This is a genomic window from Marivita sp., assembly GCF_051859345.1.
GTDB lineage: Bacteria > Pseudomonadota > Alphaproteobacteria > Rhodobacterales > Rhodobacteraceae > Marivita.
The window spans coordinates 126,401-140,302 of the sequence record NZ_JBHYFV010000004.1; the positions used below are offsets into that span (position 1 = coordinate 126,401).

Annotated in this window: 15 protein-coding genes; 7 read left to right on the top strand and 8 right to left on the bottom strand. The window is 60.4% G+C overall.

The window, feature by feature from the left end; genetic code table 11:
- Window positions 1-110: 110 nt before the first annotated feature.
- From ACTIEN_RS04620 to ccmE, 4 genes are all read left to right on the top strand, one after another.
- Window positions 111-995 carry a lysophospholipid acyltransferase family protein gene (locus tag ACTIEN_RS04620; protein WP_439521936.1) on the top strand — a complete coding sequence of 295 codons (885 nt, stop codon included), beginning with the start codon at window positions 111-113 and terminating at the stop codon, window positions 993-995.
- Between the two features lie 24 nt (window positions 996-1,019).
- The gene (gene murI / locus ACTIEN_RS04625; protein ID WP_439521937.1) at window positions 1,020-1,832 is read left to right on the top strand and encodes a glutamate racemase; all 813 of its coding nucleotides are present in this window, start codon (window positions 1,020-1,022) and stop codon (window positions 1,830-1,832) included.
- A gap of 51 nt (window positions 1,833-1,883) precedes the next feature.
- Window positions 1,884-2,912, top strand: a complete 1,029-nt coding sequence (gene argC, locus ACTIEN_RS04630) for an N-acetyl-gamma-glutamyl-phosphate reductase (protein ID WP_439521938.1) — start codon at window positions 1,884-1,886, stop codon at window positions 2,910-2,912.
- Between the two features lie 92 nt (window positions 2,913-3,004).
- Window positions 3,005-3,454, top strand: a complete 450-nt coding sequence (gene ccmE, locus ACTIEN_RS04635) for a cytochrome c maturation protein CcmE (protein WP_439521999.1) — start codon at window positions 3,005-3,007, stop codon at window positions 3,452-3,454.
- 111 nt (window positions 3,455-3,565) lie between these two features.
- Here ccmE and eno read toward each other — a convergent pair whose 3' ends face one another.
- The 6 genes from eno to ACTIEN_RS04665 all read right to left on the bottom strand — a co-directional run bounded on the left by eno (window position 3,566) and on the right by ACTIEN_RS04665 (window position 9,514).
- Complete coding sequence (eno, locus tag ACTIEN_RS04640; protein ID WP_439521939.1) at window positions 3,566-4,843, bottom strand: phosphopyruvate hydratase; 1,278 nt, start codon at window positions 4,841-4,843, stop codon at window positions 3,566-3,568.
- A gap of 79 nt (window positions 4,844-4,922) precedes the next feature.
- On the bottom strand, window positions 4,923-5,816 hold the full coding sequence (locus tag ACTIEN_RS04645) for a DMT family transporter (RefSeq protein ID WP_439521940.1): 894 nt from the start codon (window positions 5,814-5,816) through the stop codon (window positions 4,923-4,925).
- 71 nt (window positions 5,817-5,887) lie between these two features.
- On the bottom strand, window positions 5,888-6,298 hold the full coding sequence (locus ACTIEN_RS04650) for a Fur family transcriptional regulator (protein ID WP_439521941.1): 411 nt from the start codon (window positions 6,296-6,298) through the stop codon (window positions 5,888-5,890).
- Window positions 6,299-6,373: 75 nt separating this feature from the next.
- On the bottom strand, window positions 6,374-7,219 hold the full coding sequence (locus ACTIEN_RS04655; protein WP_439521942.1) for a DMT family transporter: 846 nt from the start codon (window positions 7,217-7,219) through the stop codon (window positions 6,374-6,376).
- A 15-nt stretch (window positions 7,220-7,234) separates the two neighbouring features.
- Window positions 7,235-8,026, bottom strand: coding sequence for a DUF533 domain-containing protein (locus tag ACTIEN_RS04660; RefSeq protein ID WP_439521943.1), 792 nt, complete (start codon window positions 8,024-8,026; stop codon window positions 7,235-7,237).
- Window positions 8,027-8,095: 69 nt separating this feature from the next.
- Window positions 8,096-9,514 carry a protein adenylyltransferase SelO gene (locus ACTIEN_RS04665; protein ID WP_439521944.1) on the bottom strand — a complete coding sequence of 473 codons (1,419 nt, stop codon included), beginning with the start codon at window positions 9,512-9,514 and terminating at the stop codon, window positions 8,096-8,098.
- A gap of 111 nt (window positions 9,515-9,625) precedes the next feature.
- Between ACTIEN_RS04665 and ACTIEN_RS04670 the strand changes: the two genes are divergently transcribed.
- Window positions 9,626-10,165 (top strand): CBS domain-containing protein, encoded by a 540-nt coding sequence (locus ACTIEN_RS04670; protein WP_439521945.1) that lies wholly within the window; start codon window positions 9,626-9,628, stop codon window positions 10,163-10,165.
- Window positions 10,166-10,173: 8 nt separating this feature from the next.
- Here the strand turns inward: ACTIEN_RS04670 and ACTIEN_RS04675 are convergent, their stop codons facing one another.
- Complete coding sequence (locus ACTIEN_RS04675) at window positions 10,174-10,620, bottom strand: GNAT family N-acetyltransferase (RefSeq protein ID WP_439521946.1); 447 nt, start codon at window positions 10,618-10,620, stop codon at window positions 10,174-10,176.
- Window positions 10,617-11,558: a nucleoside hydrolase gene (locus tag ACTIEN_RS04680; protein ID WP_439521947.1), complete on the bottom strand. Its 942-nt coding sequence runs from the start codon at window positions 11,556-11,558 to the stop codon at window positions 10,617-10,619. Before ACTIEN_RS04680 ends, ACTIEN_RS04675 begins: the two co-directional genes overlap by 4 nt.
- Window positions 11,559-11,773: 215 nt before the next feature.
- Here ACTIEN_RS04680 and zwf point away from each other — a divergent pair, with 215 nt between their 5' ends.
- Both zwf and pgl read left to right on the top strand, forming a co-directional pair.
- On the top strand, window positions 11,774-13,228 hold the full coding sequence (gene zwf, locus ACTIEN_RS04685; protein ID WP_439521948.1) for a glucose-6-phosphate dehydrogenase: 1,455 nt from the start codon (window positions 11,774-11,776) through the stop codon (window positions 13,226-13,228).
- Window positions 13,225-13,902 carry a 6-phosphogluconolactonase gene (gene pgl, locus ACTIEN_RS04690; protein ID WP_439521949.1) on the top strand — a complete coding sequence of 226 codons (678 nt, stop codon included), beginning with the start codon at window positions 13,225-13,227 and terminating at the stop codon, window positions 13,900-13,902. The genes zwf and pgl overlap by 4 nt, the downstream gene beginning before the upstream one ends.

The window sequence follows — 13,902 nt, forward strand, 5'->3', positions numbered from 1 at the left end:
CGGATGGTCTGCGCCTGTGCGTCACATGAGCTTTACACACCTGTTACATCTATGCGGGTAAGACGAAGCACGTTAGCACGCCCTGACTCATCCCTGACGGAGCCGCCTCGGTGACCTCTTCCGCTGCCCGCGATATATCCTACGCGTATTCGGCACGCTCCAAACCGGGGCGTGCGATGATACGCCTGATGGAAAACGCAACCGGTCGTCTTGACCTGATCAGGCGAGCTGAGGGCTATGAGCACGAAGTCGCGCTTGGCCGTGATTTCTGGGAAGTGATGGTCGACCGCTATGGGCTCAGCCTTGATGTTGTGGGCGGCGCGCTGGACAATATTCCCAAAGACGGGCCGCTGATCGTGATCGCCAATCATCCCTACGGCATTCTTGACGGGTTGATCCTTGGCCATATCCTGTCGGTCAGGCGGGGCGATTTCCGCATTCTGGCGCATCAGATCTTTCGCAAGGCTGAAGAGCTGAACAAGATCATCCTGCCTGTCAATTTTGATGAAACCAAAGACGCCGTCGCTCGGAACATCATGACGCGCAAAGCAGCGTTCAAGTATCTCGCGCAGGATGGCTGCATCGGTGTGTTTCCGGGGGGTACGGTTTCAACGGCGGCCAAGCCGTTCTCGACACCGATGGATCCCGGATGGCGTGCGTTTACCGCCCGGATGATTGCGAAATCAAACGCCACGGTGGTGCCGATCTATTTCGACGGCCACACCAGCCGGCTGTTCCAGTTGGCCAGTCATCTGCACTTCACGTTGCGCATGGGCCTTTTGATCAAAGAGTTCCGCAAACGCGTTGATACGCCGGTGCGTGTCGTCATCGGAGATCCGATTTGCGCGCACGAGATCGACGCGCGCAAAAAAGACGCGCGAGAGCTGATGGATTTCCTGCGAAAAGCGACGTATGAGCTGTCTCCAACACCCTTTCCGTCGTTGGATTACGGGTTTGAATTTGAAGATCGGCATCGGGTGCGCGGCCAGACGTGACCCAGCCAACAGGGCGAGGGCGCAATGGCGGTAGGCGTATTTGACAGCGGGTTGGGCGGGCTGACGGTGCTGGACGCGGTGTCCCGGCGTTTGCCGGATGTGCCGTTTGTGTATCTTGGGGATAACAAGAACGCGCCTTACGGGGTCCGCGACGCGGATGATGTCTACGCTCTGACCTGTACTGCAACAGAACGTTTGTGGGACGCGGGCTGCGACCTTGTGATCCTTGCGTGCAACACCGCCTCGGCGGCGGCGCTCCGGCGGATGCAGGAAAGCTGGATACCCCGCAACAAGCGGGTTCTGGGCGTCTTTGTTCCGCTGATCGAGGCGCTGACCGAACGGCAATGGGGCGACAATTCCCCGCCGCGCGAAGTGGCGGTTCAGCATGTGGCCCTGTTTGCCACCCCGGCAACGGTGCGCAGCCGTGCATTTCAGCGCGAACTCGCGTTCCGTGCAATTGGCGTCGATGTCGAGGCGCAGGCCTGCGGCGGGCTGGTCGATGCCATCGAAGAGGGCGACATGATCCTGGCCGAGGCACTGGTGCGCAGCCATGTCGATGCGCTCAAGCGCAAGATGCCGACACCGCAGGCCGCGATCCTGGGCTGCACGCATTATCCGCTGATGCAAGAGGTGTTCCAGGATGCGCTGGGGCCGGATGTGGCCGTCTATTCCCAGGCGCGTCTGGTGGCGGAATCGCTGGCGGATTACCTTGTGCGGCACCCGACGATGCTGGGCACAGGGGATGCGTCGATGTTTCTGACCACGGGCGACCCGAAACGTGTGTCGGATCACGCGACACAGTTTCTGCGACGACAGATCCGCTTTGACTCTGCCTGAGCCTGACCATCCTCGATTATTCCGATCCAAATTTGTCACGGGAGTGACCTCATGACCTGTAAAATCGCCATCATCGGTGCCAGCGGCTATACCGGAGCCGAATTGTTGCGCCTGATCGCCACCCATCCCGACATGGAGATCGCCGCACTGGCCGCGAATTCCAAAGCCGGACAAAGCATCGCGCAGGTGTTCCCGCATTTGCGCCACCTTGATCTGCCGCAGCTTGTGACATGGGAAGAGATTGATTTTTCCGGGATCGACCTGTGTTTCTGCGCGCTGCCGCACAAGACCAGCCAGGAGGTGATCTCAAAGCTGCCAACACATCTCAAGATCGTTGATCTGTCGGCGGATTTCCGGCTGCACGACCCGACGGAGTACGAAAAATGGTATGGCAACCCGCACGCGGCAGTCGAGATGCAGAAAGAGGCGGTCTATGGTCTGACCGAGTTCTACCGCGATGCCATCCGGCAGGCGCGTCTGGTCGCCGGGACAGGCTGCAATGCGGCGACAGGGCAGTTCGTTCTGCGGCCGCTGATTGCGGATCGGGTTATCGGGTTGCAGGACATCATTCTGGACTTGAAATGCGCCGTGTCCGGCGCTGGTCGGTCGCTCAAGGAAAACCTTCTGCATGCGGAATTGTCGGAAGGCACCAATGCCTATGCGGTTGGTGGAACCCATCGGCATCTTGGAGAATTCGATCAGGAATTCAGTGCTTTGGCGGGCGAAGAGGTGCGCATTCAGTTCACGCCGCATCTGATCCCCGCGAACCGGGGAATTCTTGCGACGTGTTATGTCAGAGGTGACGCTCAGGCGGTCCATGCCTCGTTGGGCAAAGCCTATGTGGATGAGCCCTTCATCGAAGTGCTGCCCTTCGGCGAAACCCCTTCGACGCATCATGTGCGTGGATCGAACTTTTGTCATATCGGGGTGACAGGGGACCGGATCGCGGGCCGCGCGATCGTGGTGGCAGCGCTTGACAACCTGACCAAGGGGTCGTCGGGGCAGGCGGTACAGAATGCCAACCTGATGCTGGGGCTGAAGGAAACGGCCGGCCTGATGCTCGCGCCATGTTTCCCATAGTGGTTTTGTAACAATGTGATTTGTCGCAGTTCTCATAACTCGGTTCTGTGCTTATATAAAGGCATCGCAAGAGTTAAGAGGATGCCATGGCGCTGAAATCGCTCAAGAAACAAAGACGGATTCAGGTGATTGCGCTGGCTACGGTGGCGCTTGTGTTGTCGACGGCGCTGATCGGATACGGAATGCGCGACGGCATCAACTTTTTCCGGTCCCCCAGTCAGGTGATGGCAGAGCCGCCAACTCCAAACGAGACATTCCGCATTGGCGGGCTCGTGGCGGAAGGGTCAATCGTGCGCGGGCAGGGGTCCACCGTGTCGTTCAGCGTGACAGATGGCGGCGCGACGGTGCCGGTTGTCTATTCCGGCGTGCTTCCCGACTTGTTTTCGGAGAATGAGGGCATGGTCGGCACGGGTCGCTACATCAACGGTGTCTTCGAGGCGTCCGAGATTCTGGCCAAGCACGATGAGGAATACATGCCGACCGAGGTTGTGGATGCCTTGAAGGAACAGGGTATCTACAAGGATCCGAAGGCAGGAAGCTGACGCCTCGGGGTGATATCCTGCGGATCCTGATCTTCTTCTTTTTCCAAATATGCAAAAAACCGGGCGCGCAGCGCCCGGCCTGTCGGATTTTCCGAAGGAAAATTCGAAACCTTATCCCCGCAGGATTGACCGCCCGGCGTACTCGGCGGTCTCTGCCAGCATTTCCTCGATCCGGATCAGCTGGTTGTACTTGGCCAACCGGTCGGACCGCGCGAGCGACCCGGTCTTGATCTGTCCGCAATTGGTGGCAACGGCCAGGTCCGCAATGGTGGCGTCCTCGGTTTCGCCCGACCGATGCGACATCACGTTGGTGTACCGTGCGCGGTGGGCCATATCGACGGCTTTCAACGTCTCGGTCAGGGTGCCGATCTGGTTGACCTTGACCAGCATCGAATTGGCGCAGCCGCGCGCGATGCCATCGGCAAGCCGGACCGGGTTGGTCACGAAAAGATCGTCCCCCACCAGTTGCACCTTGTCGCCCAGTACTTCGGTCAACGTCGCCCAGCCGTCCCAATCGTCTTCGGACATCCCGTCTTCGATGGACAGGATCGGGTAGTCGTTCACGAGCGCCTGCAGATAGGCGACGTTTTCGTCCGAGGTGAGCGTCTTGCCTTCGCCAGCATAGACGTAGTTGCCGTCCTTGTAGTATTCGGTCGCGGCGCAATCGAGGGCGAGCATGATGTCGTCGCCCGGCGTGTAGCCGGCTTTCTCGATGGACTTGAGGATGAAATCAAGCGCCTCGCGGGTCGATCCCAGTTCCGGGGCAAAACCACCTTCATCGCCAAGGCCGGTGGACATACCCGCCGCTGACAGTTCCTTTTTCAGAGTGTGAAACACTTCGGAGCCCATGCGCACCGCGTCGCGGATGTTTTCTGCCGCCACGGGCATGATCATGAATTCCTGGATGTCGATCGGGTTGTCGGCGTGTTCCCCGCCGTTGATGATGTTCATCATCGGGACCGGCAGGATGCGGGCAGAGGTGCCGCCGACATAGCGGAACAGCGGCTGCGCCGAGAAATCGGCGGCGGCTTTTGCAACGGCAAGGCTCACACCCAGAATGGCGTTTGCCCCAAGGCGGCCCTTGTTGTCGGTGCCGTCGAGTTCGATCATCGCCATGTCGATGCCGACCTGTTCGGTGGCATCCATGCCGACGATTTCATCGGCGATCTCTCCGTTCACGGCGGCGACTGCTTCGAGAACACCTTTGCCCATGTAGCGGCTCTTGTCGCCATCCCGCTTTTCAACGGCCTCGTATGCGCCGGTGGATGCGCCCGATGGCACGGCGGCGCGGCCGATGGTGCCGTCTTCCAGAAGGACGTCGACTTCGACAGTGGGGTTGCCCCGGCTGTCGAGGATTTCGCGGGCGTGGATGTCGATAATGGTGCTCATTGCGCTCTGGTCCTGATGAAGCTGCAGTTACGCGGCGGTATAGCAGGGACGGACGCAAAGTAAACTGGGGGTGATAGCGCTAACGCGCCGCTTTTTCGCCCGTTTGTCTATTTGCAATTGCCAGTTGCCGTTCGCGGTAGAGCGCATAAAGCCCGGCAGCGAGGATGATCGCGGCCCCAAGCAGGGTCAGGCCATCTGGCCGTTCGCCGAAGATGAGGATGCCAAGGCTCATGGAAAAGATCAGCCGTGTGTAGCGGAAAGGCGAGACAATTGCCGCCGGCGCCATGCGCATGGCCTGCGTGACGGCGTAATACCCCAGGGCGGTCACCACGACACCGATCCCCATGTACCAAGTGGATGTGGGGGTCATCTTTTCCGGCGCGTCAAGCAGCAGGACAAGGGCAAGGCCAACGGGAATGGTTGACGCGAACCCCCAGGTGGCCAGCGAGATCGAGGGAATATGCGCGGGGGCCAGCCGGGTGATCAGATCACGCAGACCCAGCCCACAGACGCCCATCACCGCAAAAAGGGCGGCGGGTTGAAATCCTTCGGCTCCGGGGCGGATCACCAGCAGCATGCCGATGATCCCGATGAAGATCGCAAACCAGCGGCGGGGTCCAACCGGTTCCTTCAGAAACACGGCAGCCCCCAGCGTGACGACAAGCGGAGCCATCTGCATGATGGCTGCAAAAAGTGACAGGGGGATCACGCCGATTGACCAGACCAGCCCCAGCCCCCCGATGACCTCGAGCCCGCTGCGCGCCAGAACCCACGGGTGGAACATATCGCGACTGAGAAGGTTTGCGCCCTGCCATTTGGCGATCAGCATAAAGCACAAGGTGCCGCCCGCGCTGAGATAAAACATCACATATCCCGGCGGCAAGGTGCGGGAGGACAGTTTGATGAACACATCGCTGAGCGCCAGAAGCGCCATTGCTAGGATCATCAGGAAAATGGCGCGAATGATGTGCATGGCGTTGGGCTACGCCTCTTTTCGGGCATAGGCCAGAGCGTTTGCGCCTGCAAACCTGCGGAATGCCGGTGTTATTTCTTGATCGGCACGCCGTAGAGTTCAAGCTTGTGACCCTTTAGACGATACCCCAGCTTGGCCGCGATCTTTTCCTGCAGGGCTTCGATATCCGGGTCGACAAATTCGATCACCTTGCCGGTCTGCAGGTCGATCAGGTGATCGTGATGGTCGCGTTCCGCGTCTTCATAGCGTGCGCGGCCATCGCCGAAATCGACCTTTTCCAGAATTCCGGCCTCTTCGAACAGCTTGACCGTGCGATAGACCGTGGCAATCGAGATGTTGGGATCAATACCCGAGGCGCGGACATAGAGTTCCTCGACATGGGGATGGTCCTTAGCATCTTCGAGCACCTGCGCGATGGTGCGGCGCTGCTCTGTGAGGCGCAGCCCCTGCGCTTCGCAGCGCGAGATGATGGTGTCGGACATCGCCGGTCCTCTTGTCGTGGTGCAGCGAGGTTTATCCAACTGCGCCGGTCATGGCCATAAGGCGGGTGGTAAAAATTACGCGGTGCGGCGAAGGTGCCAGAGGTAGAGTGCAAGTGATGCGACCACGATAGCCCCGCCTGTCATCATGCTGGCGGTCGGCGTTTCCCGGATCACCGCCCAGACCCAAAGAGGGCCAAGCACGGTTTCCAGAAGAAGCACCAGGCTCACATTGACCGAGGCAGTGTGCCGCGAGGCTTCGGACATGAGGTAGAAGGACAGGGGCAAAACCACAAAGCTGGCCGTCGCAATGGCCCATGTGGTGCCGGAGGCCATCACCTCGGGCGTGGTGAGGCCAACGGCGCTGAGACCTGCCAGCAGGGATCCGGCCCCCACCGCGGTCAGCAATGGCATCTCGGGGTTGTGACGCAACAGCGTAAAGCTGAGCGACAGGCTGAGGGCCACGCCAAGTCCGCAGGCCACGCCGATGACCGAATTTGTCGTGAAGGCCACGTCGCTTTTTCCGGACATGGCGAGGATAATCCCCGCGCTCACGATGACGATGGTCACCCATGTCGCGGGGCGGGTGGGTTGTTGGTAGAGCAGCCAGGACAGGATGGCGGCCCAGATCGGCACCGTGGCCACGGCAATCAGGACAAGCGCCACCGGAGCAAGCGAAATGGCGGGGGCAAACAGGGCTGCATTGGCCCACTGGGACAGCACCAGGGCGATGCCCGCACCCGACGCAAGCCGTGGAAACAGGCGCAGCTGGCCCGTCAGCGCGGCGGCGATGAGGAACAGCGTCCCCATCGCCAGACCACGCCACGCCACCAGCGGTGCCGCCTCAAGCCCGGACAATCGAATAAGCAGCGCGTCCGGTGTCAGGATCAGGACACCGAGAACGGCCAGAAGAATCCCTTTCATGAAGGTCTGTCAGGTTCAGCTGTAAAGTGGCTGGACCCCCATCTGCATGTGCAGGGTGTTGACCGTGGGTTGGTCAAGCTCCATTGCCTGCGCCAGTTCGTGCAGGTACTGCGCCTCGGCCTCTGAATCGAGCCGGATGGTCATTAGCGATGCGCCGTAAACTTGTGTGCGCAACGCGGCGGGGGTGTCTTTGGCAAGGCCTTGCACATCGACCGGCGCGGCAAGCTGTTCCTGAACGAATGCGATGTCTTCGGCATCGGCGTCTTCGCCCACGGTTGCAAGGATCTTCGCGCGTTCCGCCTCGTCGATCCCGCCATCGGCCTTGGCGGTCTGGATCATCGCCCGCAGCATCAGCGCCGCAGTTTCTTCGGCCTGCGGAGCGGCGGCCCCGGATTGGGCGAATTGGTCCATCAGCCCGCCCATGTTCTTGCCACCCATCGCTGCCATGCCACCGGCTGCGGCAAGGATACCGGCCAGACCCGCGCCACCGCTGCCGCCGAGCTGGGACAAAAGTCCGCCCTTGTCGGTCGCAGACTGGTTGGTCTGGCTTGTTCCGCCACCCATGACAGACGACAGGTCAAGCCCACCGGATTGAAGTTTGTCCATGATGCCGGCAAGCGGGTTTTCGCCTCCGGCACCACCCATCATCTTGCCCATCTGGGCCTGGATTTTCGCCATCGGATTGTCACCGGGCACCTGTGCGCCCCCCATGAGGCCACCAAGACCCTTGCCGCCCGAAAGCTGATCAACGCCACGCGCAGTTGCATAGCCGATGGCCACTTTGGCCAGTGTTCCCATGAGACTCATATCCGTACTCCAAATTTGTTCAGCGCCACGATGACAGATTCGTGAGACCGAGGCGACTGTTCTGGTCGCTCAGGTTCCGCAGAATGTGGCCTGAACCACCTCGTTTGGCATTGGAGGTTCGCGCAGGTCCGACATGTGGGAATCGTCCGCATAGGGTGTCGCATATGCCGTGTTCAGCCGGTGGAACAGACTGTCGTCGCCCGCGACCGCTGCTGCGATCATCTCTTCGATGCGATGATTGCGCGGGATCAGCGCCGGGTTGACCTGTCGCATTACGTCCATCGGGGTGTCCTCGGACTCAAGGCGGGCGTTCCATACGTCGGCCCATTGATCGAACCCGGTGGAATCCGCGAACTGATCGCGCGCCGTGCCTTCACAGAGATCCCGGAACGTGTTGGTGAAATCGGCCTCGGAATCCTGCATCAGGGTCAGAAGGTTGGTGATCAGTGTCGCGTCCTCCTGTGTTGCATGGGCAAGGCCGATCTTTTTGCCAAAGCGGGACAGCCATTCGGCGCGGATCATTTCCGGCATGGTGTGGATTTGCGCGGTGAACGGTTCGACCGCCGCTTCGGGGTCAGGCATCAGCGACAAGAGCGCGGTGGCCAGTTGCGCCATGTTCCAGACGATGATGTCGGCCTGCGCCGCATAGCTGTAGCGCCCGAAGCGGTCGATCGAGGAATAGACCGTTTCGGGATGGTAGCTGTCCATGAAGGCGCAGGGGCCGTAGTCGATGGTTTCGCCCGCGATGCTGCAATTGTCGGTGTTCATCACACCGTGGATAAAACCAAGGCTGAGCCATTGAGCCACCAGCGCTGCCTGTTTGCGCATGACTGCATCAAGAAACAGCGCCGGATCGGTGGCGTCGGGATAGTGGCGCGCGACCGCGTAGTCGAACAGGGTTTGCAGGGCCTGCGTGTCTCCGCGTGCGGCAAAGACCTGAAACGTGCCGACGCGCAGATGGCTGTGCGCCACGCGGGTGAGGACAGCGCCGGGCAAGGGTTGTTCCCGTACGACACGTTCTCCGGTCCGCACGGCTGCAAGCGCGCGCGTGGTCGGTACGCCAAGCGCATGCATCGCTTCGCTGACCACATATTCGCGCAGCACCGGCCCCAGCCAGGCACGACCATCGCCGCCGCGCGAATAGGGTGTGCGCCCCGATCCCTTGAGCTGAATGTCGCGGCGGGTGCCGTCCTGTCCGATGGTTTCGCCCAAAAGCACCGCGCGACCATCGCCAAGCTGCGGGTTGTACTGGCCGAACTGGTGGCCGGCGTAAAGCTGCGCCAGAGGTGCGGCTCCTTCCGGCAGCGCATTGCCGGAAAAAAGCGCGGCAAGGTTCGGGTCATCCAACCCGTCAATCCCGAGATCACGCGCCAGGTTGGCGTTCACGGCAATCAACGACGGAGTCTTGACAGGTTCCGGGGATACCCGCGCAAAAAAGCCGTCGGGCAGGGTGGCGTAGCTGTTGTCGAAGGGAATGTGCAAGGTCATGCGTTGGATATAGGGGCCGCTGCCCGGCGTCGCCAGTGGCTTGTCCCAGTGGCTTGTCTTTGTGAGATCGGCGCTAGGATTTTAGGGAGGCTGAAAAAAGGAGTATTCCGCATGGCTGCCTCAGACACCTACGGCATGACACTCAAGGATCGTCCAGAGTTTGCCTCCAAACCCAAACCGCTGTGTTTCCCGCCAACTGCCACAGTGGCCGAAGCCGTTGCCGTGATGAGCGCCAAGGATTTCGGGTCGGTCGTGATTGTCGATCCGGATGACAAGGTCATCGGTATTGCAACCGAACGGGACGTCATGAAAAAGCTGGTCAATCCAGGCAAGGATGCCAAGACCACCAAGCTTTCCGAGATCATGACCAGTGATCCGAAACTTGCGCGCGAAACCGATGACGTGGTGGATTGGCTGCGCATTATGTCGAACGAGCGTTTCCGCCGCTTGCCCGTGGTGGACGACGAGGGACGGGTGAAGGTGATCTTCACGCAAGGCGATTTCGTCAGCTACACATGGCCGGACCTGCTGTATCAGGCCAAGGAGTTGGCCAAGGCCAGCGTCGGGCGCAACTATCCCGTCTGGCTGATCGGGGGCGGCATCATGCTCTATTCGCTGTTAATGATCATCGTCGTGACGTCGATGACCTAAGAAGCTGGTCAGAGTTCGCGCGACATGTAGGCATAGCCTTCGCGGGTGAAGAATTTTGAGCGCTGGTAGAACCGTTTGAGGGTGTCGTCGTTCTGGTCCGCCTCAAGGTGCAGGGCGCGAATGCCACCTTCCTTGAGCGCCTTTGACAGCCCGTTCAGTGCATCCGATCCCATTCCGCGTTTGCGCACGGCGCTTCGCACGAACAATTCGTCCACGATGGCGTCCATGCCGCCATATTCGACGGACCAGCCGAAGGATACGACCACATATCCCACCGGCGCCCGTCGCGGCCCGATGAGCCAGACGGCCCCATGCGGGCTGCCTTCGAGCAGCGGAAGGATGGCGTCGCGCTGATGCTCGGGTGTGGTGTTGAAACCCTGATGGTCGTGAAACGCCGCCACCAAAGGCAGCAATTTCGGCAAATCCTCGGGCGCGGCCAGATGCAGGGATCTCATAGTCGGGCCAGTCGTTCGGTGAGCAGGGCAAAGAACCCGTCAGCGTCGATTTCGCCCATGAAGGTTGCGTTGGCCGGGCGGTCTGTCACGCCCCACCAGTCGGCCACTGTCATGCCAAGGGTCAGGTCGGACCCTGTTTCGATTTCGACATTGATGTGGCGCCCGGTGAAAAGGTCAGGTTTGATCAGATAGGCTGTCACACAAGGGTCATGCAACGGCGCGCCGGCGCTGCCGTATTTTTCCTTGTCGAACCGCTCGAAGAAGTCGGTCATTTCGGCCACCGCAATGCCGACGGGTGTGCCGATGGCGCGGAAAGCGTTGTTGCGTGCCGATGTGACAAGCGCTTTGTGGGTGACGTCAAGTGGCATCACGGTGATCGGCGCGCCGCAGTTGAAAACGATCTTGGCCGCCTCGGGATCGACGTAGATGTTGAACTCCGCCGCCGGGCTGATGTTGCCGACTTCAAAATAGGCCCCACCCATCAGGACGATTTCCTGAATGCGCTCGGCAATGTCGGGTGCGCGTTCCAGCGCAACCGCGATATTGGTAAGCGGGCCAAGTGGGCAGAGCGTGACCGTGCCCGTTGGCTCTGAGCGCAGCGTATCAATGATGAAATCGACGCCGTGCTGTTCTTGCAGGGGCATGGTGGGGTCGGGCAACGTGGGACCATCAAGGCCGGTCTTGCCGTGGACATGTTCCGCAGTGATCAGTTTGCGCGCAATCGGTGTATCACACCCGGCAAACACCCGTGTTTCGGTCTTGCCAGCCAGTTCGCACACGATCCGGGCATTCTTTTGTGTGAGCGGCAGCGGCACGTTGCCAGCCACCGCTGTGATGCCCAGAACGTCGACTTCTTCGGGGGACGCCAGAGCCAAGAGGATGGCGACCGCGTCGTCTTGTCCGGGGTCGGTGTCGATAATGATTTTGCGGGGTGCCATCGGTGACTCCTTGGTTGGCCGCGTGGTGACATGCGGCTGGCGCGGGATCAAGCGTGTTGATCGGTGCGGGCGGGGCTTTGCCTGTTCCGTCGGTAATCCGATTGCAGACGCAAATCGGAATGTTAGACTGCCGCCATTCGTTGCGAAATAAGTTTACATCTGGGTCGTTAGCGCTAACAAGACGCGGAGCGAAGCAGAATCGGAAGGACCGCGCCATGGTGTCTCGCGTTATTCCCGTTGATCCTTTTGACCTTGTGATCTTTGGCGGCACGGGGGATTTGGCCCGCCGCAAGATCCTGCCGGGATTGTTCCGGCGCTTTTGCGCGGGGCAAATGCCCGAGGGATCGCAGATCATCGGCGCGGCGCGTTCTGAAATGGACGATTCCGAATACCGCGAAATGGTCTCTGATGCGGTGGCCGAATTCGGCGGTGGCCGGACCTGCGAGGCCGGCACGCTTGAGGCCTTTCTGGCGACGGTGTCCTATGTCACCACCGATGCCAAAGGTGATGGTGGTTGGGTCGACCTGAACGGCAAGATGCGCGAAGACCGTGTACGGGCGTTCTATTTCTCGGTCGGTCCGTCGTTGTTTGGCGATCTGGCCGAGCGGTTGCACCGGTTTGGTCTGGCGACCCCGGAAAGCCGCATCGTGGTGGAAAAGCCGTTCGGCCATGACCTTGAAACCGCGAAAGCGCTGAATGCCACGCTGGCACAGCATTTCGACGAAACGCAGATTTATCGGATCGACCACTATCTGGGCAAGGAGACGGTCCAGAACCTGATGGCCGTGCGCTTTGGCAACATGCTGTTCGAGCCGCTTTGGAATGCGCAATATGTCGATCACATCCAGATCACCGTGGCCGAAACCGTGGGCGTTGGTGGTCGTGGCGCGTATTACGATCATTCCGGCGCAATGCGCGACATGGTGCAAAACCACCTGATGCAGCTATTGTGTCTGATCGCGATGGAGCCTCCGGCGAAGTTCGATCCCAACGCGGTGCGGGATGAAAAGCTCAAGGTGATCCGTGCGTTGGAGCCTGTGGACTGGCACCATATCGTGCGCGGCCAATACGGCGCCGACGAGAACGGACAGAGCTACCGCGAGGATGTCGAAGACCCCAAGTCGCGCACCGAAAGCTTTATCGCCATGAAGTGCCATATCTCGAACTGGCGCTGGGCGGGGACACCGTTTTATCTGCGCACGGGCAAACGGCTCAAGGCGCGGGCGTCGGAAATCGCGGTGGTGTTCAAGGATGCGCCGCATTCGATCTTTGGTGCGGATGCAGGTCGGCACCGCAATGTGCTGGCGATCCGGTTGCAGCCAAACGAAGGCATGACGCTGGATGTGACAATCAAGGAACCAGGGCCGGGTGGTATGCGTCTTCTGGATGTACCGCTCGACATGAGTTTCGCCGAGGCGCTGGGCCCCGACGCCGAGGAAGCGACGGAAGCTTATGAACGCCTGATCATGGACGTGATCCGGGGCAACCAGACCCTGTTCATGCGCGGTGACGAGGTCGAGGCCGCATGGGCCTGGACCGACCCGCTGATCGAAGGCTGGCAGGCGCGCAATGATGTGCCCAAGCAATATGATCCGGGAAGCTCGGGGCCGGAAGACGCCCTGATGCTGATGCATCGGGACGGCCGAAAATGGCGAGAGGTGAAGGCATGAGCTATGAATTGCAAACCTATCCAGACCGCGAATTGCTGGCGATGGACCTGGCCAACCAGCTGTCCGGCGATCTGCGCACCGTTCTCAAACACGAAGAGCGGGTGGTGCTGGCCGTACCCGGAGGGACGTCTCCGGGGCCGGTGTTCGATGACCTTTGCGCGGCGGTTCTGGATTGGTCGCGGGTTGACGTGATGCTTACCGACGAACGCTGGGTGCCCGAGGACAGTGCCCGTTCCAACACCCGGCTGATCCGCGAACGGCTATTGGTCGAACGCGCCGCCGAGGCCCGGTTTCTGCCGCTTTACGTTTCGGCACATGAACCAGAGGATGTCCTTGCGGAACTGGAAGCCCAGATCGTGGATGAATTGCCGCTTGCGGTTGTCCTTCTGGGTATGGGGACCGACTTGCATACAGCGTCGATCTTTCCCGAGGCGGATCAATTGAACAAGGCATTGGCACCGGATGCACCGATCCTGGTGCCGATGCGTGCGCCGGGTGCCGCGGAACCGCGCATCACACTCAGCGCGCGGGTGCTCAATGATGCCATCCGCAAGCATGTGCTGATCTTTGGACAGGACAAGCGCGATGCGTTGGAAAAGGCCAAAGGCATGACGCCCGAAGAGGCCCCGATCAACGCCGTGCTTGACGGTGCAACAGTCCATTGGGCGGAGTGA

Excerpts from the sequence above, each read along its gene's own strand:
- murI (WP_439521937.1), top strand. The coding sequence starts at position 1,020 with ATGGCGGTAGGCGTATTTGACAGCGGGTTGGGCGGGCTGACGGTGCTG.
- argC (WP_439521938.1), top strand. The coding sequence starts at position 1,884 with ATGACCTGTAAAATCGCCATCATCGGTGCCAGCGGCTATACCGGAGCC.
- eno (WP_439521939.1), bottom strand. The coding sequence starts at position 4,843 with ATGAGCACCATTATCGACATCCACGCCCGCGAAATCCTCGACAGCCGG.
- ACTIEN_RS04645 (WP_439521940.1), bottom strand. The coding sequence starts at position 5,816 with ATGCACATCATTCGCGCCATTTTCCTGATGATCCTAGCAATGGCGCTT.
- ACTIEN_RS04650 (WP_439521941.1), bottom strand. The coding sequence starts at position 6,298 with ATGTCCGACACCATCATCTCGCGCTGCGAAGCGCAGGGGCTGCGCCTC.
- ACTIEN_RS04655 (WP_439521942.1), bottom strand. The coding sequence starts at position 7,219 with ATGAAAGGGATTCTTCTGGCCGTTCTCGGTGTCCTGATCCTGACACCG.
- ACTIEN_RS04660 (WP_439521943.1), bottom strand. The coding sequence starts at position 8,026 with ATGAGTCTCATGGGAACACTGGCCAAAGTGGCCATCGGCTATGCAACT.
- ACTIEN_RS04665 (WP_439521944.1), bottom strand. The coding sequence starts at position 9,514 with ATGACCTTGCACATTCCCTTCGACAACAGCTACGCCACCCTGCCCGAC.
- ACTIEN_RS04670 (WP_439521945.1), top strand. The coding sequence starts at position 9,626 with ATGGCTGCCTCAGACACCTACGGCATGACACTCAAGGATCGTCCAGAG.
- ACTIEN_RS04675 (WP_439521946.1), bottom strand. The coding sequence starts at position 10,620 with ATGAGATCCCTGCATCTGGCCGCGCCCGAGGATTTGCCGAAATTGCTG.
- ACTIEN_RS04680 (WP_439521947.1), bottom strand. The coding sequence starts at position 11,558 with ATGGCACCCCGCAAAATCATTATCGACACCGACCCCGGACAAGACGAC.
- zwf (WP_439521948.1), top strand. The coding sequence starts at position 11,774 with ATGGTGTCTCGCGTTATTCCCGTTGATCCTTTTGACCTTGTGATCTTT.
- pgl (WP_439521949.1), top strand. The coding sequence starts at position 13,225 with ATGAGCTATGAATTGCAAACCTATCCAGACCGCGAATTGCTGGCGATG.